General features: G+C 65.2%; 14 protein-coding genes. 7 read left to right on the forward strand and 7 right to left on the reverse strand.

What is annotated here, in order from left to right:
* Positions 1–11: 11 nt before the first annotated feature.
* The 5 genes from GAK28_RS14315 (at position 12) to GAK28_RS14335 (ending at position 6,809) form a co-directional block, all read left to right on the forward strand.
* The gene (locus GAK28_RS14315) at positions 12–1,223 is read left to right on the forward strand and encodes an MFS transporter (protein WP_291780374.1); all 1,212 of its coding nucleotides are present in this window, start codon (positions 12–14) and stop codon (positions 1,221–1,223) included.
* A 119-nt stretch (positions 1,224–1,342) separates the two neighbouring features.
* Positions 1,343–1,876: a demethoxyubiquinone hydroxylase family protein gene (locus tag GAK28_RS14320; RefSeq protein ID WP_291780375.1), complete on the forward strand. Its 534-nt coding sequence runs from the start codon at positions 1,343–1,345 to the stop codon at positions 1,874–1,876.
* A 160-nt stretch (positions 1,877–2,036) separates the two neighbouring features.
* On the forward strand, positions 2,037–3,791 hold the full coding sequence (locus GAK28_RS14325; protein ID WP_291780377.1) for a diguanylate cyclase: 1,755 nt from the start codon (positions 2,037–2,039) through the stop codon (positions 3,789–3,791).
* 282 nt (positions 3,792–4,073) lie between these two features.
* Positions 4,074–6,014: a S53 family peptidase gene (locus tag GAK28_RS14330; protein ID WP_291780379.1), complete on the forward strand. Its 1,941-nt coding sequence runs from the start codon at positions 4,074–4,076 to the stop codon at positions 6,012–6,014.
* Between the two features lie 147 nt (positions 6,015–6,161).
* Positions 6,162–6,809, forward strand: a complete 648-nt coding sequence (locus GAK28_RS14335) for a DsbA family oxidoreductase (protein WP_291780381.1) — start codon at positions 6,162–6,164, stop codon at positions 6,807–6,809.
* A gap of 2 nt (positions 6,810–6,811) precedes the next feature.
* On the opposite strand, the gene GAK28_RS14340 is transcribed toward GAK28_RS14335, so the two are convergent.
* The 5 genes from GAK28_RS14340 to phnX all read right to left on the reverse strand — a co-directional run bounded on the left by GAK28_RS14340 (position 6,812) and on the right by phnX (position 12,442).
* Positions 6,812–7,456: a TMEM175 family protein gene (locus tag GAK28_RS14340; protein ID WP_291780384.1), complete on the reverse strand. Its 645-nt coding sequence runs from the start codon at positions 7,454–7,456 to the stop codon at positions 6,812–6,814.
* Positions 7,457–7,542: 86 nt separating this feature from the next.
* Complete coding sequence (locus GAK28_RS14345; RefSeq protein ID WP_291780387.1) at positions 7,543–8,898, reverse strand: porin; 1,356 nt, start codon at positions 8,896–8,898, stop codon at positions 7,543–7,545.
* A 94-nt stretch (positions 8,899–8,992) separates the two neighbouring features.
* Positions 8,993–10,465: an MFS transporter gene (locus GAK28_RS14350; RefSeq protein WP_291780390.1), complete on the reverse strand. Its 1,473-nt coding sequence runs from the start codon at positions 10,463–10,465 to the stop codon at positions 8,993–8,995.
* A gap of 16 nt (positions 10,466–10,481) precedes the next feature.
* Positions 10,482–11,594, reverse strand: coding sequence for an iron-containing alcohol dehydrogenase PsrA (gene psrA, locus GAK28_RS14355; protein WP_291780392.1), 1,113 nt, complete (start codon positions 11,592–11,594; stop codon positions 10,482–10,484).
* Positions 11,591–12,442: a phosphonoacetaldehyde hydrolase gene (gene phnX / locus GAK28_RS14360; RefSeq protein ID WP_291780394.1), complete on the reverse strand. Its 852-nt coding sequence runs from the start codon at positions 12,440–12,442 to the stop codon at positions 11,591–11,593. Before phnX ends, psrA begins: the two co-directional genes overlap by 4 nt.
* 201 nt (positions 12,443–12,643) lie before the next feature.
* On the opposite strand from phnX, the gene GAK28_RS14365 reads away from it, so the two are divergent.
* Together GAK28_RS14365 and GAK28_RS14370 are read left to right on the forward strand one after the other, a co-directional pair.
* Entirely contained in the window at positions 12,644–13,513 is an 870-nt protein-coding gene (locus GAK28_RS14365) for a LysR substrate-binding domain-containing protein (protein WP_291780396.1), read from the forward strand.
* A 205-nt stretch (positions 13,514–13,718) separates the two neighbouring features.
* The gene (locus GAK28_RS14370; RefSeq protein WP_291780399.1) at positions 13,719–14,633 is read left to right on the forward strand and encodes a methyl-accepting chemotaxis protein; all 915 of its coding nucleotides are present in this window, start codon (positions 13,719–13,721) and stop codon (positions 14,631–14,633) included.
* A 3-nt stretch (positions 14,634–14,636) separates the two neighbouring features.
* Here GAK28_RS14370 and GAK28_RS14375 read toward each other — a convergent pair whose 3' ends face one another.
* On the reverse strand, positions 14,637–16,508 hold the full coding sequence (locus tag GAK28_RS14375) for a sugar-binding domain-containing protein (protein WP_291780402.1): 1,872 nt from the start codon (positions 16,506–16,508) through the stop codon (positions 14,637–14,639).
* 18 nt (positions 16,509–16,526) lie between these two features.
* Entirely contained in the window at positions 16,527–18,872 is a 2,346-nt protein-coding gene (locus tag GAK28_RS14380; protein WP_291780405.1) for a GH92 family glycosyl hydrolase, read from the reverse strand.
* Positions 18,873–18,914 lie beyond the last annotated feature (42 nt).

An 18,914-nucleotide genomic window follows, 5' to 3' on the forward strand; every position in this document is an offset into this window, starting at 1 on the left:
GGCTTTTTGTCATGACCTCCGCCCCCTCCGCGGCTTCGACGCGACGTTCGCTCGCGATCCATTCCGGCGTCCTGATGGTCTTTATGGGGGCGTCCGCGGCGCCCACCCCTTTGTATCGCCTGTATCAGGCGGCCTGGCATTTCACCCCCACGTTGCTGACGGCGATTTTCGCCACGTATGCGTTCGCCTTGCTGGCGGCGCTGTTGTTCGCTGGCCGGTTATCCGATCACCTGGGTCGTCGGCCGGTGATTACGCTGGCCATCCTGCTCAATCTCGTCGCGATGCTCGCCTTCCTTGAGGCCGACGGCCCGGGTTGGCTCGTGGCGGCGCGTCTGCTGCAAGGCCTTGCGACGGGGCTCGCCACGGCGGCGATCGGCGCGGCGCTGCTCGATGTCGATCGCGTCCACGGCGCGACGGTCAACAGCATTGCGCCGTTGGTCGGGCTTGCGCTCGGTGCGCTCGGCAGTACGTCGCTGGTGGTGCTCGCGCCGGCACCGCTCCAGGGTGTTTTCGTGGTGCTGAGTGTTCTTTTGCTGATGGGGCTGGCGTTTGTCTGGACGACGCCTGAAACCTCGGGTGGCCGACCCGGTGCCGTCGCTAGCCTGAGGCCGAGTATCGCCGTACCCGTGCATGCCCGAGGTGCGTTGCTTGCCGTGACGCCGCTCAACATCGCGGTCTGGATGCTGGGCGGATTCTATTTTTCGCTGATGCCCTCGCTGGTCGCGCAGACCACGCACTCGACGTCACCGTGGCTCGGTGGCCTTACGGTGGCGGCGCTCACCTTTACCGGTGCGCTCGCCGTGCTCGCCGCGATGCGGGTGAGTGCCTATCGTGTGTTGCTCAGTGGCGCGGGGCTGCTCGTGACAGGTCTTGCCCTCATCCTGATCGGTGCGCGATATGGTTCGGGCACATGGCTGATCGTCGGTTCCATCATCGGTGGTGGCGGTTTCGGCGCGTCTTTCCTCGGCTCGGTGCGTGCGGTACTTCCCCTCGCCGACGCCAACGATCGCACGCGGCTCATGGCCGTGTTCTACATCGAGAGCTACCTCGCCTTCAGCGTGCCGACGATCGCGGTGGGTTGGATCGCACAGCACCATGGCCTGCTGGCGGCCATCGATATTTATGCGGCGACCATCCTGGCGCTTGCGCTGGCGGCCGTTGCGTGGATCGTGTCTCGCGCCCACCACGTGCGTGGGCATGCCGTGGCCACGACTGGGCGGTGACGGCTCTCGTGACGTGACACTGCGGATGGTCGTGACTATATTGGCGCGATACATCGGGGGTGCCATATGGAAGCGAGCAGGATGCGCGGCTGCATAGGTCGATCATTATCGTCATGCCGATGACGCACCGGCGTTCCACCGTTTCCCTGGGTAGCCGCGTGCTCAAGGTGGACCACGCCGGAGAGTTTGGTGCCATCGCCATTTATACCGGGCAGATCACCATGGCCCGATGGCGTGCGAGGCGTCTCGTGCCAGAGCTGGTTGAGTTTCGCGAACACGAGCGTCGTCACCGTGCGATCTTTGCCACGGAACTCGCGCGGCGTCATGTCCGGCGATGCCGTAGTTATCCGTTATGTGGCGTAGGTGGGTTTTGCCTGGGCATCGTGACGGGGTTGCTGGGAGAGCGAGCCATCTCCGCCACCACGGTGGCGGTCGAGAGTGTCGTGTTGCGTCACCTCGAAGACCAGGCGACACGGTTACGCGATGTCGATCCCGAAGCTGTCGAGGCGATTTCGCGGATCGTCGACGAGGAGCGGATGCACCACGATCACGCCGCGGCCCATCTTGCTGCGAGCGATCCCTGGTACCGCACGCTCCGCCCCATGGTGGCGATCGCCACCGAGGCCGTGATCTGGCTCGGCATGAAGCTTTGACGTCCCCCCTGGGAGCGGCCGCGACAGTCATGCCCTTGTTCCTGCCGCAGGTTCCTTGGTTTGCGATTTCGAACGAGCCTGCCGGATAGTCGAGGTTTCGCAGGAGCCTGGCGCGCTAGAGTAAGGTCACGTGGCATTCGCCGGCTTCCGTGGAGGACACGTGAACGAGACCGATCGACTCGCGGCGCTGCGCGCCTTGCGCGTGATGGATTCGCCCCAGGAAGAGGCGTTCGACGCCATCGCGTCGGCCGCCGCCGCGCTGGCGGATACGCCCATATCCCTGCTGACCCTGCTGGATGAGTCGCGACAGTGGTTCAAGGCGAACGTCGGTCTGACGGGCGTGACGGAGACGCCCCGGGCCTATGCCTTCTGCGAGTCCGTCGTGTCGACGGGAACGCCACTGGAAGTGATCGACGCGCTGGCCGATCGACGATACGCGGACAACCCGCTCGTCCAGGGTGCGCCGCATATTCGCTCTTATGCGGGGTTTCCCGTGGTCAGCTCCGAAGGAGCGACGCTGGGCGCGTTGTGCGTCATTGATCGCACTCCGCACGAGCTCGCGGACGACCAGCGTGCGGCACTGGCTCACCTGGCACGAGCGGCGTCGCTGATGCTCCAGCAACGGCTGGCCATGCTCCAGGCGCAGGACACGCATCGTTCCGATGCGGTGGAGGCGCGTCGACTGGCGGATGTGGCGACGCGCCTGGGCGAGGAATTGCGCGAAAGCCAGATCTTCCTGCAACGCACGGGCCGTATCGCGGGCGTGGGCGGCTGGGAGTTCGACCTGCGGACGCAGCGTATCCGCTGGTCGGACCAGGTAAGGCAGATCCATGGCGTGCCAGAAGATTACGAGCCGACGCTGGACGAAGCCCTGACTTTCTATGAGCCCGAGGCGCGTACGCTGATCCTCGGCGCAGTAGATCGCGCCATCAACGAAGGCCTGCCCTACGACCTTGAAGTACCTTTCCGAAGCGCTACTGGCAAGCGGCTCTGGGTACGTACGGTGGGTGAATTGGAGAAAGAGGGCGGTGTGTCGGCGCGGCTTGCCGGTGCTTTCCAGGATGTCAGCGAGCGGCATCGCGCGATCGAGGCGCTGGAAGCTAGCGAACGACGCTTCCGCCAATTGTTCCAGTATTCGCTGGGCCTGATCTGCACGCACGATCTGGACGGCATCATCCTCGCGGTGAATCCCGCCGCGGCGACCTCGCTGGGCTTCGAGCTGTCGGCGATGCTCGGGCGAAGCCTCGGCGATTTCATGTCGCCCAGGCGCAGGCCGGAGCTTGCCGGCTACCTGCGGCGTGTCCAGGACGAACGCATCGCGCTGGGCGTCCTCGAGTTGCAGGGATCCGATGGACAGCTGCGCTACTGGCGCTACCAGAACATCCTGAGTGAAGACGCAGATGGCCCCTATGTGCTGGGGCATGCCCAGGACGTGACGGAGCAGCACCGCTATCAAAGCATGCTGCTGGACTGGTCGACGCGCGATCCCCTTACGCATGCACATAATCGGCGATACCTGACGACACTGGAGCGGCAGGTGGCGTCAGGCTGCGGATGGGGGTGCGTCGTGGTGGATCTCGATCACTTCAAGCAGGTCAACGACACGCTCGGCCACCAGCGAGGCGACGAGATACTCGTCATGGTGACTCGCTACCTGGAGCGATGCTGCCACGCGGATGATGTCGTGGTTCGCATGGGAGGTGACGAGTTCCTCGTGGTGATCCAGGAGCCTACGCGCGTCGCTTCGGTGGCGTCGTCGATCGAGTCGGGGCAGGGCGATGCGGGCATCGGACTGAGTGTCGGCACGGCGATCGCCCATCCTGGCGAGCTCGTCGATGCGGTCATTGCCCGCGCCGACGAGGCGCTGTACGCGGGTCGATCGATTCGGCGGCAACCGCGCCATCGCGACGCATAAACGGCATTCGCAACATCATGCGAAGCGTGATCGTTGTCGCGTATTTGGCAATTCGAATGATGATTTGAATGTAAATATCGCTTTGGACGTCTAAACGCCCATTTGGCGGTAGGGGGTGTGTGGCGGGTACGCGTTGTGGGTAATGGATGGATTGCCATGCCCTTGCGCACTCCGTCTGGCGGTGACGGCTCGTCCCATGGGCGAGCTTCGCCGGACTCCCTCGGCATTCGCATCCCGCGAATGCCGCCAACACATGGCGTTCCAGTACCTGGAAGGATCTATATGACGTCGCGAATCGCTCTTTTCCGCACGACCCACCTGCGCCAGACCGCTCTGGCGCTTGCGCTCGGTGCCACGGCCTTTGCCGCCCATGCCGCCACGGACGATATCTGGCTCACCACCCGCACGCAGGCCGCAGTGAGCAGCACGGCTCCGGCCGTGGCAAGCACCGCCGCAGCGATCAGTCGTACGGCGCCTTCGGCCGGTTCGTGGAGCCTGCGCCTGCAAGGGCGCCCCGTTGTCCTCGACGCCAGCAAGGTGCGTCCGCTCGAAGCGGACAAGCCGCTGCATGTCGCCCTGAGCCTCAACCTCCGTAACGAGGTAGCGTTGAAGGACTTCCTCGCCGAGGTGAACCGCCCGGGTAGCCCGGAATATCACAAGTATCTGACGCCCGCCGAGTTCAAGGCACGCTTCTCGCCGACAGATGCGCAGGCCCAGGTGGTGGCCGAGCACCTGCGGAAGTACGGCTTCACCAACGTCGTCGTCGCCGAAAACAACCAGCTCGTATCGGCGGACGGTACGGCGGGTGCGGCCAGCGCCGCCTTCCATACGCACTTGCAGCACCTGGACGTGAACGGTGAAGCGCATTTCGCCAATGACGAGCCGGCCCGCGTGCCGCAGTCGCTCGCCAACGTCGTCGACGCGGTGCTGGGCCTCCAGGACGTGGCCCAGGCGCATACGCTGCATACGCGTCCGGAACCGATCGTCGACGAGGTCTCCCTGTCGAGGACCGCCTCGACCGCTCGGGCAGCCGCCCAGGCGACGGTTACCTCGCATGCGACGACGGAGTTCCCGGCCATCTACAACGTCGGCAACGTGGGCGCCGCGACGAATACCACCGTGGCCATCATCGGCTGGGGTTCGCAGGCGCAGCCTATCGCCGACCTGAAGACCTTCACCACCCAGAGCGGCCTGCCCACCACCAACACCCGCGAAGTGCACAGCGATCGTGGCACGTATAAGGATATCCCCGGCGACAACGTCGAGTGGAACCTGGACAGCCAGACCATCGTGGGTACCAGCGGCGGCGTGAAGCAGCTGATCTTCTATGCGGGCTCCACGGCAAGCCTGTCCAACATCACGGCTGCGTACAACCGCGCGGTCACCGACAACCTCGCCAAGGTGATCAACGTGTCGCTCGGCGTGGACGAAAAAGCGGCCCACCAGTCGGGTTCGCAGGCGGCCGATGACCGCATCTTCGCGCAGGCGGCGGCCCAGGGGCAGGTGTTCTCGGTCGCCAGCGGTGACGCGGGTGCGTACCAGTGGTCGCGCGATCCGCAGGAAGGCTCACCGGGCTACGTCGCGGACGCCGATGGCAACGTTCAGATCGACCTATCGCAGAACTCGGTGTCCGAGCCGTCCACCTCGCCCAATGTCGTGGCCGTCGGCGGTACGCGACTGACCACCAGCGGCAGCGCATGGGCCGGCGAAGTCACCTGGAACTCGGGCCTGTCTGCCGTGGACCCCGCCCATGGCGACAACAACCTGCGCCTGTGGGCCACGGGTGGTGGCGTGAGCGTCTACGAGGATGCGCCGTCCTGGCAGAGCGACGCCCTGGGCGGATCGGTAACGCAGCGCCAGGTGCCGGACATCGCCTTCGACGCCGACAACGCCAGTGGTGCGCAGATCGTCCTGGGTGGCAGCACGTCGCGCGCCGCCAATGGCGCCACCCGTGTCCGCGTGGGCGGGACGAGCCTTGCGTCGCCGATCTTCGTCGGTATCTGGGCGCGCCTGGCCTCGGCACGGGCGAACGGCCTGGGCCTTCCCACGAGCAATTTCTACCAGCACTTCAGCACCGACCCGTCGCCGCTGCACGACGTCACGAGCGGCAACAACGGGTACAACGGCTTCGGCTTCCAGGCCGGTGCCGGCTTCGACAACGTCACCGGTTGGGGCAGCCTGGACATCGCCAAGCTCAATGACTACGTGAACAGTAACTGGTAATCCGCGATCGACGGGCTTCCCATCGGCGCTTGCCGATGGGAAGCCCTTGGATTGGTTCCTTGTCGGCACCACATAGCGAAGCTGACGGCGGTTGCGGCCAGGTGGTTGGCCCGCACGCCATGGAAACGCTGACAGAGGTGCCGCCCCATGACCCGCAAGCTCAAGATCGATTTCGTTTCCGACATCGCCTGTCCCTGGTGCGCCATCGGCCTGGGCGGTCTCGAAACGGCGCTGGAACGCCTGGATGGCGTAGTCGAGCCGCAGCTCGCCTTCCATCCGTTCGAGCTGAACCCGGACATGAAGGCCGGCGGCGAAAACACGCTGGAGCATATCGTCCGCAAGTACGGCATCTCCGCCGACGAGGCGCGGACGAATCGAGAGCGCATCAAGGAGCGCGCCGCGTCAGTGGGTTTCAGTATGAATACGTCCGATGCCAGTCGCATCTACAACACCTTCGATGCCCATCGCCTGCTGGCCTGGGCGAAGGGTGAGGGACGGCAACATGAACTCAAGCGCGAACTGTTCATCGTGAACTTCACCGACCAGGCCGACCCGGGCGATCGCGAACGTCTCGTCGCCGCCGCGGAAAAGGCCGGCCTCGATCCGCAGGCCGCACGCGCCGTGCTCGAATCCGACCGCTATGCCGATGATGTCCGCAAAGAAGAAATCCATTGGCGGAACATGGGCATCAACAGCGTGCCCGCAGTGATCGTCAACGATCGCTACCTGATCTCCGGCGGCCAGCCGCCCGAGGAGTTCGAGCGGCAGTTGCGGCACATTGCCCAGGAAGCCTGAGGTCAGGTCGCGTCGGCGTCCGTTGTCGGCGTGGTGTGCGGGCGGCGGACACCGCCCCTCGCGAACCACAGGACCACGAGCGGCATGAGGGCAAGGGGCAGGTTGCTCGGGCCGGGCGCCCAGATGGCAAGCACGAATGACAGTGCGGCCATGCAGGGTAGGGCAAGGCTGCGTCGGCGCATCGCGATGACATCGCCTTCCTCGATGCCTTCGCGAAGATACTCCGTGCGTAGCGCACTGTGGAACAGTCGGTACTGAAGCAGGCCGGCGACGACGAGGTTCAGCGCGTAGAACATCTCCGGTATGCGCTCGTTCGAATGCGTACTCATCAGCGCCGTCGAAAACGGGGTGAACGCCACGGCCATCAGGAGCACCAGGTTGCGCCATACCAGCGAGGGATGGAATCCCCGTAGCATGGCGAATACGCGATGGTGGGCAGCCCACAGTGCGCCCACCACAATGAAGCTGAGTACGAAGCCGAAGAAGTGTGGCAGTAGCTCGGCAAGGGCATGCAACCACGCCGCGTCGCCGGTGCCTTCCGGCTGAGGTACGTGGATTTCGATCACCAGCAAGGTGATGGCGATGGCGAACACGGCGTCCGAGAAGAACGTCAGGCGTTCCAGCTGCTGTTCCTGCGCGTGAGACATGCTCGGCTCCCCAACCGTTGCATTGATCCCGGATGATCGCCCAGGCCGTTGTCGTTAGGCAACTGGGCGATCCGTCAGGTGCTTCGCTAGAACTGCAAGCGGATACCTGTCATGACATTCGAGACGGCCGTGACGAGGTAGCCGCTGGCAAGCCCGTCATTCACGTACGAGCGCATGATTCCGCCATAAACGTCGACATGACGATTGAACCGGTAATCCAGCACGGCGGAGTAGACGTTCATCGTGCCGCTGCACGTGCCGGCACTCCGGTCCGAACAGCCATTGCCTGCGTAGCTGTTCTGGTCGTAGTGGTACCACGCCCCCGTGAGCGCCAGATGGTCGGTGAGGTGGGCGGTGGCACCCAGCCATGACACCTTCAGCACCTTGGCGTGCGCATAGGCGGCGTTGTTGACGAAGGCGATGTAGTAGCCGCCGAGTCCGGAGAAGTCGGCCTGGATCGGATGCTCGGGATTACGGTACGTGATGCGTTCGTATCCACCGGACACCTTGAATGCATCGCTGACGGTATAGGCGGCGGTGAACGCATAGGACCGATTGTCCGACACGGTGGCCGCGAGGGCGTCGTGAGGAACACCCGGCGTGGCGACTTGGGCGGCCGTCAGGGACGACGCAAGGATCGCCGTGTCCTTCCGTGCGTAGATCGCGTCGAAGGCGAATCCACCGAACTGGCCACCCGCGTCCAGTTGCACGGCCTTGCCCGGACTAGTGTCGCCATGGCCCGGCTGGTACAGCACACCGGCATGCAAGTTTTGCCACGTATACAGATACTTCAGCGATGCATCGAGGCGAACGTCCTGCGTGTTGCCGCCGCCGGCCGCGGTGCCGGACGCGCCGAGCACCGAGAACGCGTACGAGGCACCGAGCGGGTCGAATGCCGTGACGGCGTCGGTGAGGAAGGTGTTGTGCCGGCCGAGGGTCAACGTACCGTAGACCGGTGACAATAGGCCTACGTACGCGGGGCCGTTGAAGAGCTGTCCTGCACGCGATCCGTCGGCACCCGTCGTCTGCTGCGTCTGTGCTACGCCGTTGTTATGGGCCAGGGCGGCAAGCGCGTCTGACAGTCGCCCGGATTCCGGATTGAAGCCAGATTCCACGTTGAATACCGCCTCGAAACCTTCCCCGATGGGAATGTGGCCCTTGAGGCCGAGTCGGGATTGGCTCAAGCCATTGGGCGCGACGGATGTGATGGCGCGGTTGCTGTTCTTGGTCACCATGTAGGCCATGCCGGTGTACATGTCCTGGCTGAGCGGTGCGCCATGGTCCTGGTGGGCGACACCGATATCGACGATGCCGTAGAGGGTGACGCCGTTCCAGGTGAGGTCGTCGTTGTCCTTCGCCTGGGCCCCGTTCGTCGCGAGGACGCCGAGGGACAGGGCAAGAGCGAGTTTTTTGCGATGCGCGAGAACGTGGTGCCGAACCATGAGGAATCCCCCGAGACATGGAATGGGTGGTGTTGGGCAAGCCGCCCCCGTGGCGCGGCCGCAGGCACGCGCCATCGGAGCGAATGGGCGGGTGTCAGTGAGTGCGCGTGGGCGCGAGGTCGCCGTAACGGGCGTCGATGCGAGATGACTGCGGGGTGGCGCCGTTCTCGACGCTGCCTTCTTCCAGCGAGACGTTGCGGGTCTCGGTTCCCATGCGCCACCACAGTGCAGCCGCGATGGGGCCGGGCAGGGCGAGCAGAAGCAAGACAAGCAACGCGGAGGACGGCGAACCGGATGCCTGGTAGGCGTAGGTGAGCGATAGCGGGGCGAGCATGGCGCCGACGCGTCCCACGGCGACGGAGATGCCCAGGCCCGTGGCTCGCATCCGTGTCGGAAGCACTTCGGAGGACACGACGTAGCCCGAGATATAGGCCCAGGTCACGCCGAACTGGATCAGGCAGTAGGCCGTGACCATGCCCGGCAGCGTATGCAGCACATACAGCGGGACGATCGCCAGCGCGGTGAAGCTGTAGCTGGCCAGCAGTGAGAGGCGGCGTCCCCAGGCTTCGACGAGCCACGAGGCGGTGAGGCCACCGAGCAAGGCCGCCGCGTTGCCGTAGACGTAGTAGATCGGCATGTCGTCCGCCGGCACCTTCATGTACGGAAGGATCACCAGCGCCATCAGTGAAAGCACGCCGTAGACGACGGCCACCTGCGAGAAGTTCAGCGCGCTGGCGAGGCCGCAACGCAGGCGATAGGCGCCGAACAGTTCACGGATGTTTCGCATGAACGCGGGCGTGGCCGGAACGTAGGGGCTTGGGGCATAACGCCGGCATGCCTGTTCCTGCAAGGCGGCAGACATGCCCGGTGACGACGCGCTGGCAGCGATACGCTCGACGATGGCCTCCACTTCGGCGAGGCGTCCCTGCTGGAGGAGCCAGCGCGGCGATTCCGGAATCACGCGGCGAATCCAGAAGAACAACAGGGCCAGCGTCGTGCCGAGACCGAAACCGACGCGCCATGCAATGTCGCGCGGGAGGTGGTTGAGCAACAGCAGCGTGACCGCGGCCGAAGCGAGCGCACCGAGCGGGAAGCCGGAAAGGATCGACGCATCCGTCCGACCTCGATGTCGCTTGGGAATGAACTCGCCCATGGTCGCGGTTACGGCGGAGTATTCGCCGCCGACCGCGAGAGCGGTCATCACGCGGAAGAACAGGAACGACTCGTAGTTCCACGAGAACACGGTGGCGATGCTGAAGGCGGCATACCAGAGCAGGGTGCCTAGGAAAAGGCGCTTGCGGCCGTAGCGGTCGGCGAGGTAGCCGAAGCCGATCGCGCCAATGAGCATGCCGATCACCCACATGCTGACCGCGAGCGATCCTTGCGTGGAGGACAGGTGCCATTGCGCCTTGAGCACGCCGAAGACGCTGCCGATGATGTTGGTTTCGAAAGAGTCCAGTGCCCAGCCGATGCCGAGGGCGACGGTGAGCAAGGTATGGAAGCGGGTCCACGGCATGTTGTCGAGCCGCGTCAGCGCATCGGTCTGGATCGGTCGTGCTGCTGTCATGGGAGTGTCCATCGGGTCAGGCGCATCGCCTGGCGGTGTCGTGGAAGGGGAATCGGTCGATATGGCCGATGAAGTTGCGGCCGCGTTCGCCGACGAAGGCATCCGCGACGATCGCGCGCCACTGCGCGTTGTCGATGCCGTAGGTGGATGGGTTGCTATCGACGCCGAGTTCCTGCAGGAAGGCGCGAAGTCGTTCGGGGGCTTCCTGCAGGTCGTCGAACACCTCGACAAGGGCCGCGTCGCACTGGGTGTCCGTACCGATCGCCGCCGTCATCACGTCGGGTAGGCAGAACGAGCAGGCGATGCCGTGCGCGACGCCGTGGCGCAAGGTGACGGGATAGGAAATGTTGTGGGCCAGCGCGGTGCGCGTGTTGGAGAACGCCAGTCCTGCGCGCAACGAGCCCAGGGACATCAGGTCGCGTGCCTCCGCGTCGTCCAGGTCCTGGCGAAGACGGCGCAGGCCGGTCCTGATGTCGCGGATCGCCTGGATCGCCAGGCCGCGCGTGATCGGATTGGCGTTTACGTTCCAGAGGCTTTCCAGCGCATGCGAGAGCGCATCCAGTCCGCTCACCAGCGTCACGCCCCAGGGCAAGCCGGCGACGAGGCCGGGATCCACGAGTACGGCCTGGGGATACAGGTCTTCGCCCGCCAGCGACAGCTTGCGATCCGCCTCGGGATCCCACACGGTCGCCCAGCAGGTCACTTCGCTGCCGGTACCCGACGTGGTGGGAATCGCCACGATCGGTAGCGCCGCGACGTCCTGCACGGTGCCGTCGGCAAGGCGTCGCGCCACCCGTTGCCAGTCGCCATGACTGGCGGCGAGTGCCTTTGCCGAATCCATGACCGACCCCCCGCCCAGGGCGACGATCACCTCGGGCATCGTGTCGAGCGTACCCAGTCGCGTGCAGAGATCTTCCAGCAAGCGTACGTCGGGATTCGGCGAGATGCTGTCGTAGACGACGAGGGCTGGCCCAGCGACGGCCGCGATGCGCTGGGCGAAGGCCGGGAATGGATCTTCACCGTAGGTGACCAGCACGTAGGTGCGTCCGGCCAGCACGTCGCCGATATCGTCCAGTGCATCCCGTCCGAAGCGGACGCGCACCGGATTGTGGAATGCCCATCCGTTCAAGGTGTCACTCCATCCGCCAGCAGTGCTTCGATGGCGTCGATGGCGGGCAGCAGGTCGGCGACGCTGTCGATCACGTAGTGCGCACCGGCGCGTTCAAGGCGCTCGCGGATCGGTGCCAGGCGTGCGGTGCGCTCATCGGCAGCCAGTTGGTTCCAGTCGTCGAGCGACAGGCCCATTTCATTGCCGCTGGCGGCGATGCCGATGACCCACATGCCGGCGGCGCGGCCGGAGACCAGGCCACTGGGACTGTCGTCCACGACGACACATGCCCGCACGTCAGGCACCTGCAAGGCCATGGCGTTGGCAAGGCACATGTCCGGCCACGGACGCCCGCGGGATACGTCGCTGACGGTGCAGCAATGGTCCGGCACGTAGCCCTGCGAGGCGGCCAGCGGCAAGAGCTTCGTCATCACCTCGCGTGGGTAGCCCGTGGTGCTACCAATGCGGATGCCTCGCGAGCGCAACGCGGCCATCGTTTCGAGGGCCTTCGGGATCATGGCGCCGTGACGCGTCACATGGGCTTCGTCCACGCGGAGGAAGTGGGCGTAGAGACGATCGACCTCCTCTTCGTCGGGCTTGCTGCCGAACATGGCGACCCAGCGGGCTTCGACATCGCTCATGGCGAGGATGAGGGCGATGTGCTCACGCTTGGCCGCGCCCATCGGCGCACGGGCCTCCGCTTCGGAGATCGGCACACCGGCCTCTTCGAATACCTCGCGGAAGGCTTCCACGGGTGCCATGCAGCCGAAGTCGAGCACCGTGCCAGCCCAGTCGAAGATCGCAGCCGCGACCGGGCCGCGATAGGACGGGGAGGGCACCACGGTGCCGGGATGGGAAAGAAGGTTCATCGGATGCGCCACCTGAGAATGTGACCCTCAGGCTAGGGTCGCCGCATGTCACTTCCGTGATCGGTTGAGGCGTGCATTCGCGATGGTTTCAACGGTTTTTTCGATGACTTGTTGCCGTGGGCTGCCTGTCATATTTCGATCCTAAGATCGTCCCAGGCGTTGTTTCGTGACTTCTTGAACGAATAAATCGATGGATCGGCCATGACCCTGACCCAGCTGCGCAGCTTCATTGCCGTCGACCGGTATGGCGGCTTTACCGCTGCCGCTCGCGCCATGCGGACGAGCCAGACGATGGTCACCTCGCAGATCCAGGCGCTGGAACAGGAGCACGGCGTGGAGCTATTCCATCGCCGGGGACGCGGGGTCGAGCTGACCGCCGTGGGCAGGGAGTTCCTTGACCTGGCCCGGCGCATGGTCGGCCTGGAGGACGATGCCCGGCTGCTGCTCGACGACAGTGGCAGCCTCCGGCACGGCGCGTTGAAGATCGGTGCGGTGAGCCCCTTCCATGTCACCGACATGATCGCCGCCTACCATGCCCGTCATCCGCACATGTTCGTCACGATGGCGCTGGGCAACTCCGAGCGTGTGCTCGACGACCTGGCCAATTACACGAGTGATGTCGGTGTCGTGGCGCGCGTCATCGCCGACGAGCGTTACTACATGCAGCCCTATGCGTCCTATCCGGTGATCGCCTTTGTCCACCGCACGCATCGCTGGGCCACACGCGCGTCGGTGACGCTGGAGGAACTCAGTTGCGAGCCCATGCTGGTGCGCGAGGCAGGTTCCACCACGCGTCGGACCCTGGAGGCAGCGTTCGACGAGCGCGGACTCTCGACGACGGTCGCGATGGAGATCGGTAGCCGGGAGGCGCTGCGCGAGGCGGTCATCCGTGGCCTCGGCGTCGGTACGGTGTCGCAATCGGAATACGTGCCGGACGATCGCATCCGGTCGCTGCCGATCGACGGCGAGCCGGTCCGCACGCATATCCACATCGCCTGCCTGAAGGAGCGGCGGCGCACCCGGAAAGTGGCGTCGTTCTTCGATGCGATCGGCCCGGGCGCCTTGGCGTGAGAAGCTGAACGCTTCACATTGTCTCCACAATTCGCCACCATATCGTTTGCTAAAGTGCATTACTAGGTTGCCGATAGTGTGAACTACATCACACTTTTTCGGAACTTCGATGATCAGACGTTTTTTCGCGAAACGGCCGTCCGACGGGACGTTGAGCGCGGCAGTCGAGGTTCCCCTGGAGGTTGTTCGGACGGACCCTGCGGACGTGGCGCGTCTGGCCGCCATCGATCGCGCCCAGGCCATCATCGAATTCGAGCTGGATGGCACCGTCATCGCCGCTAACCAGAACTTTCTGGACGCCATGGGCTATGAAGCCCATCAGGTGGTCGGCGCCCATCACCGGATGTTTCTGGAGCCGGGCGAAGCCTCTTCACGGGCCTACGCCGACTTCTGGGCTCGTCTCCAGGCGGGCGAACTGCAAGGCGGCCTGTTCCGTCGCATTGGCGCGGGCGGTCGTGAAGTCTGGATCCAGGCCACCTACAACCCCGTGCTCGATCCGCATGGCATGCCTGTAAAGGTCATCAAGTACGCCACCGACATCACGGCGCAGACGCGTGCCGCGCGTGTGCTTCAGGTCGAAGTCGGAGCGCTGGCAGAAGCGGTCTCGGGTAATTCCCGGGTGGCCGAGCAGGGCGAACGCCTGGCCAGCGAGGCGCGGCGGAAAGCCGCCGACGGTCGTCACGCCACGGAGGAGGCGATGCGGACGATGGAGGATATTCGCCAGGACACGCAGGCCGTGGGCGGCATTCTCGAGACCATCGACGCCATTGCGTTCCAGACCAACCTGCTGGCGCTCAACGCCGCCATCGAGGCGGCGCGGGCGGGCGAATCCGGCCGCGGCTTCGCTGTGGTGGCCGCCGAAGTCCGCCAACTGGCCGTGCGTAGCGCGGCGGCGTCACGGGAGATCCGCACCCTGATTGAAAACGCGCGGACCACCGTCGATACGGGCGTGGCTCGCGTGGGCCACGCGGCATCCGTCATGGGCGTGCTGGATGTGTCGGTGGGCGAACTGGGCGAGGTGGCCCGCCAGGTGGCGGGCACCGCACGTGCGCAGGCCTCCGGCATCGACCGCGTGCATGTCGCCGCGGCCGAGCTCGATAGGGTGTACGAACGCCGTTGACGCTCAGGGCCGGCTGGCGGCGCGCACCGTCGCTTCATTGATTGCACGGACCTTGGCTTCGTCCACCTTCTCGACCTTGCGGTCGTAGGTGTAGAGACCGTTGTGCTCGCCTTCGACATCGGTGATCTGAGTGTAGACGCTGCCGGACACGCCCTTGTCGTGTGCCTTGTCACGCAGCACGGCAGTGTTCGCGACATAGCCTGCGTTGAGCGCGTCGCGGTCCTTTACGTCGCCGTACGGGTTGATGGCCGTGTTAGGCCAGACATGGCCCGGTACGCCGAGGGTCAGGCCGCCGTGCTCGCCGTCCATGGAGGCGCGGGTCGCATCCGGGCTGGGCAGTCCGGGGCCCTGGTAGTCGTGCACGTCGATCATGTCGCCTGCGTGCGGATCACCCTTGGTGTCGCAGCAGTTGAGGCCGCTGCGTGCATCGACCAGTCGCGACGGATCGAGGCGCTTGATCTGTGCGGACAGTTCGCCGGCGGCGGGGATGCTCCACTGGCCCCAGCCTTCGTTGAAGGGGATCCAGCCGATGATCGAGGTCTCGTTGCGGAGCTGTTCGACGATGGCGGAGACGTCGGCACGGAATCCTTTCTTCGCGGCATCGCCGAGTTTTTCGTTGTATCCGTTCGGCAGCGAGGGCATGTCCTGCCACACCATCAGGCCGACGCGATCGGTCCAGTAGTACCAGCGTGCCGGCTCCACCTTGATGTGTTTGCGGATGGTGTTGAAGCCTAAGTCCCGGGTCTTCTGCACATCGAACTTCAGGGCCGCGTCGGTGGGCGCCGTGTAGATGCCGTCGGGCCAGTAGCCCTGGTCCAGCGTGGCGAGCAGGAAGGTCGGCTTGCCGTTCAGCACGATGCGATTGCGTCCGCCCACCTTTGCGACGGCGATGGTGCGCAGGCCGGCATAGCTGGTGACCTCGTCACTCTGGCCAGCGGCTTTTTCGAGCGTGGCCTTGAAGGTGTAGAGGAAGGGATCGTCCGGGCTCCAGGTATGCGGATGATCGATGGCCAGCCGCAACGGCTTGCCTGCCGGTCCGGTGGCCTCGCCCACGGACTTGCCGTCCGCGTAGGCGACCACGTGCAACTTGGCCTGCGCCTTGTCGCCGTCCACCTGCGCCGTGACCGTGAAGGCGTCCAGGCTCTTCGCCGGGGTGAATTCCAGTTGCGTGACGTGAGTGGCCGGCACCGGTTCCAGCCACACGGTTTGCCAGATGCCCGAAGCCGCGGTGTAGAAAATGCCATCGGGTTTCAGGCGCTGTTTGCCGACCATGACATCGACGCCATCCACGGGCGCGTGCACGGTGACGACGATTTCCTGCGGCCCCTTCGCGCGAAGCGCCGAGGTGATGTCCGCGTCGAACGCAGTGTACCCACCCGTGTGCTTGGCCACCTGCTTGCCGTTGACGTACACGGTGGCATCCTGTGCGACCGCGCCGAAGTTCAGGCGCACGTGCTTGCCATTCTCGGTGAAGTCCTCGGGAATCTCCACGAGGCGACGATAGGTCATGAAGTCCGAGTGCTTCTGCACGCCGGAAAGCACCGACTCGATCGGGTAGGGCACCAGCACCTTGTCCTTCAGCGGCTGGCCGAAGGTGGGCGCGGCAAGGCTGTCGCTCGCGGCGAACTCCCATAGCCCGTTGAGGTTCATCCACTGGGGATGTTCCAGCGAGGGGCGGGCAAGTTTCGGGCGCGGGTACTCGGGCAGCGCGTTGGTGGGGGAGACCTCCGCCGTCCAGGGTGTCGCCAGGGGTGCCACCTTGCCGCTCCAGGTACCACCCTGGTCCGTCGCCGCGCTGGCCATGGGGACGATGCCCATCGCCAGCGCGAGGCCGATGCAGAGTCGCGTACCGCGTGAAGTGATCTTGCCGGTCATTCGCTGTTCCTTATCCATTCAATGCTGTTTTGTCGACATCGAGTACGGCGCGTCGTGCGGGTCGCTGCCCCAGGAAGTGTTTGGCTCGGGCCCCATCGTGAACTCCAGGACGGCGCCGTTCGCGATGTCGGCATGGCTGAACCAAGGCTTGGTCCAGGGCTTGCCGTTGAGCGTGGCGGACTGGATGTAGATGTTCCGCTCCGAGTTGTTGTGCACGACGATCTCCAGCACCTTGCCGTTGCCCAGCCGCAGGCGGACACGGTCGAAGATCGGGCTGCCGATGATGTAATCCGGGCGGGAGGGATCGACCGGGTAGAAGCCCATGGCGCTCAGCACGTACCAGGACGAGGTCGAACCCTGGTCGTCCATGCCGGGGAAGGCGTAGCCCGTGGCGTCGCTGCCATACATGTCGGCAAGGATGCGGCGGGTCAGCGCCTGGGTCTTCCAGGGCTGGCCGCTCCACGCGTAGAGATACGCGGCTTGCTGGTCCGGCTGGTTGCCCTGCACGTATTGCCCGATCAGGCCCGTGCAGTCGCGGCAGACGCCCTTGGCCGTGTACGGCGTGGAGAAGAAGGCGTCGAGCTTGGCGTTGAACGCGTCGCGTCCGCCGAGCAGGCCCATGAGGCCCTGCACGTCGTGCGGCACCAGCCACAGCGTGGACCAGCCCGAACCTTCCTTCATCATGAAGTTGTAGTACGGCTCGCCGGGATCGAAGGGCGAGATCCACTGCCCGTCGTCGGTGCGGCCGCGGAAGAAGCCCACCGAGGGATCGAACACATGGCGGTAGTTCGCCGCACGGCCTTCGAACAGCGCCGCGTCGTCCTTCTTGCCCAGTCGTCGGGCGACATCGGCCAGCGCATGGTCGTCCCACGCGTATTCCAGTGTCGTGGCCACGCCGGCCTTGCCGCCGGCATACGGTGGGCTGGGGTTGCCCGGAGGCACGATGTCGGAGATCCAGCCTTGTTGCATGTATTCGGCGAGGTAGCCGCGCGGTCCCTTGGGATCGATCGCGTTCTTGCGCAGATACTCGTACACGGCGGCGTAGTCGAACGGGATGCCGCGCTGCCAGGCGCCGTCGTAGAGGAACACCGCGTGGTCGCCGTGGAACGAGGTGTTCATGTAGCCGCGTTCGCGGGCGCGATCCAGTTCGGACTGCATGATGTCGCGCACTACGGCGGGCTCCATCAGCATCAGCAAGACGATCTGGTTGCAACCCGTATCCCAGAACGGCACCGGGCCGTAATGGTCGTAGTCGGCGACCCGGTCCTTGCCCGTGGAGTCCGTGTAGTGCTCGCCCTTGCGCGCGATCATGCGGGGACTGGCGAAGGAATGGTAAAGAGTCGAGTAAAACAGCGCGCGCTGCTTCGGCGTGCCACCGGTCACCTCGACGCGATCGAACAGTTCCGCCCAGCGGGCGCGAGCCTTCGCATGCGCGCGGTCGAAGTCCGCGTCGCTGTCCTTGGCCGTCAGTCGCTGATCGGCTTCCTCGGCGCTATGCCCGTGGGCGATGCGCACCACGACCTGGTCGCCAGCCTTGGTGTCGAACGTGAGATAGGCGCCCGCGTAGTCGCCGGAGATCGTCCGCCGGCCGGCCTGCACATCTTCCCGTCCGAGTCCTTCGCCCTTCTGGGTGATCTCCGAATGGAAGGTACCGAAGCTGGCGAAGGGGCGCGAGAACTCGGCGACGAAGTACGGACCGTCCGCGTCGTGGTCCCGGCGTCCCTCGGTGGCGACGCCGCGCACCGTATGGTCGTCGACCACTTCAAGATCGCCGCCCCCGCGTCGCAGGTTCAGCACGACGTTGGACCGATGGCTCTCAGGGAACGTGAAGCGCATCAGGCTGGTCCACTGCGTCGCGGTTAACTCGACGCGCGTTTGGAACGTAGCGAGATCCACGGCGTAGTAGCCGGGCGAGGCTTTCTCGGTCGCCTTGTCGTAGTACGAGGTGGCGTAATCCGGCGGCACGGTCCAGTCACCCACCACGGGCATCACCATGGGCGCGCCGCGTGCACCATACGTGGAGCCGCCACCGGTGAAGCCCACCATGGTGGGGCGACGGTAGTCGTATGCCACGGGGACGCCGGTGGCGAAGCCGAGATCGACATTGATGTTGACTGGCGCGGCTTCGGTGGCGCTTTGGGGAAGACTGGCGCCCGGCGTGGTCATGCCGGTGTACAGCGGTTCGCCCGGTGGTGGCGAGTTACCAATCAGCGCCTGCCGATCGAGCGCGGCGGTGCCGACGAGTGGGTTGGCGAGATCGAGTGCCGAGGACGAGGTATTCGTCGGCTGGGTCGCCGCGGCGACATTCAGCGCGAAGGTCGCGAGCATCGCGGCAAAGAGGGGGCGTGCAGGGGAGGGGATCATGTACGTTTCCGATAGCCAAAACGGTCGCGGGGTCGGGCTGTG

Source organism: Luteibacter sp. (assembly GCF_009912395.1).
Taxonomy (GTDB): Bacteria; Pseudomonadota; Gammaproteobacteria; order Xanthomonadales; family Rhodanobacteraceae; genus Luteibacter.

What these genes read in the sequence shown, in the direction of transcription:
- GAK28_RS14315 (WP_291780374.1), top strand. Translation starts at nt 12, where the DNA reads ATGACCTCCGCCCCCTCCGCGGCTTCGACGCGACGTTCGCTCGCGATC.
- GAK28_RS14320 (WP_291780375.1), top strand. Translation starts at nt 1,343, where the DNA reads ATGACGCACCGGCGTTCCACCGTTTCCCTGGGTAGCCGCGTGCTCAAG.
- GAK28_RS14330 (WP_291780379.1), top strand. Translation starts at nt 4,074, where the DNA reads ATGACGTCGCGAATCGCTCTTTTCCGCACGACCCACCTGCGCCAGACC.
- GAK28_RS14335 (WP_291780381.1), top strand. Translation starts at nt 6,162, where the DNA reads ATGACCCGCAAGCTCAAGATCGATTTCGTTTCCGACATCGCCTGTCCC.
- GAK28_RS14340 (WP_291780384.1), bottom strand. Translation starts at nt 7,456, where the DNA reads ATGTCTCACGCGCAGGAACAGCAGCTGGAACGCCTGACGTTCTTCTCG.
- GAK28_RS14345 (WP_291780387.1), bottom strand. Translation starts at nt 8,898, where the DNA reads ATGGTTCGGCACCACGTTCTCGCGCATCGCAAAAAACTCGCTCTTGCC.
- GAK28_RS14350 (WP_291780390.1), bottom strand. Translation starts at nt 10,465, where the DNA reads ATGACAGCAGCACGACCGATCCAGACCGATGCGCTGACGCGGCTCGAC.
- phnX (WP_291780394.1), bottom strand. Translation starts at nt 12,442, where the DNA reads ATGAACCTTCTTTCCCATCCCGGCACCGTGGTGCCCTCCCCGTCCTAT.
- GAK28_RS14365 (WP_291780396.1), top strand. Translation starts at nt 12,644, where the DNA reads ATGACCCTGACCCAGCTGCGCAGCTTCATTGCCGTCGACCGGTATGGC.
- GAK28_RS14375 (WP_291780402.1), bottom strand. Translation starts at nt 16,508, where the DNA reads ATGACCGGCAAGATCACTTCACGCGGTACGCGACTCTGCATCGGCCTC.
- GAK28_RS14380 (WP_291780405.1), bottom strand. Translation starts at nt 18,872, where the DNA reads ATGATCCCCTCCCCTGCACGCCCCCTCTTTGCCGCGATGCTCGCGACC.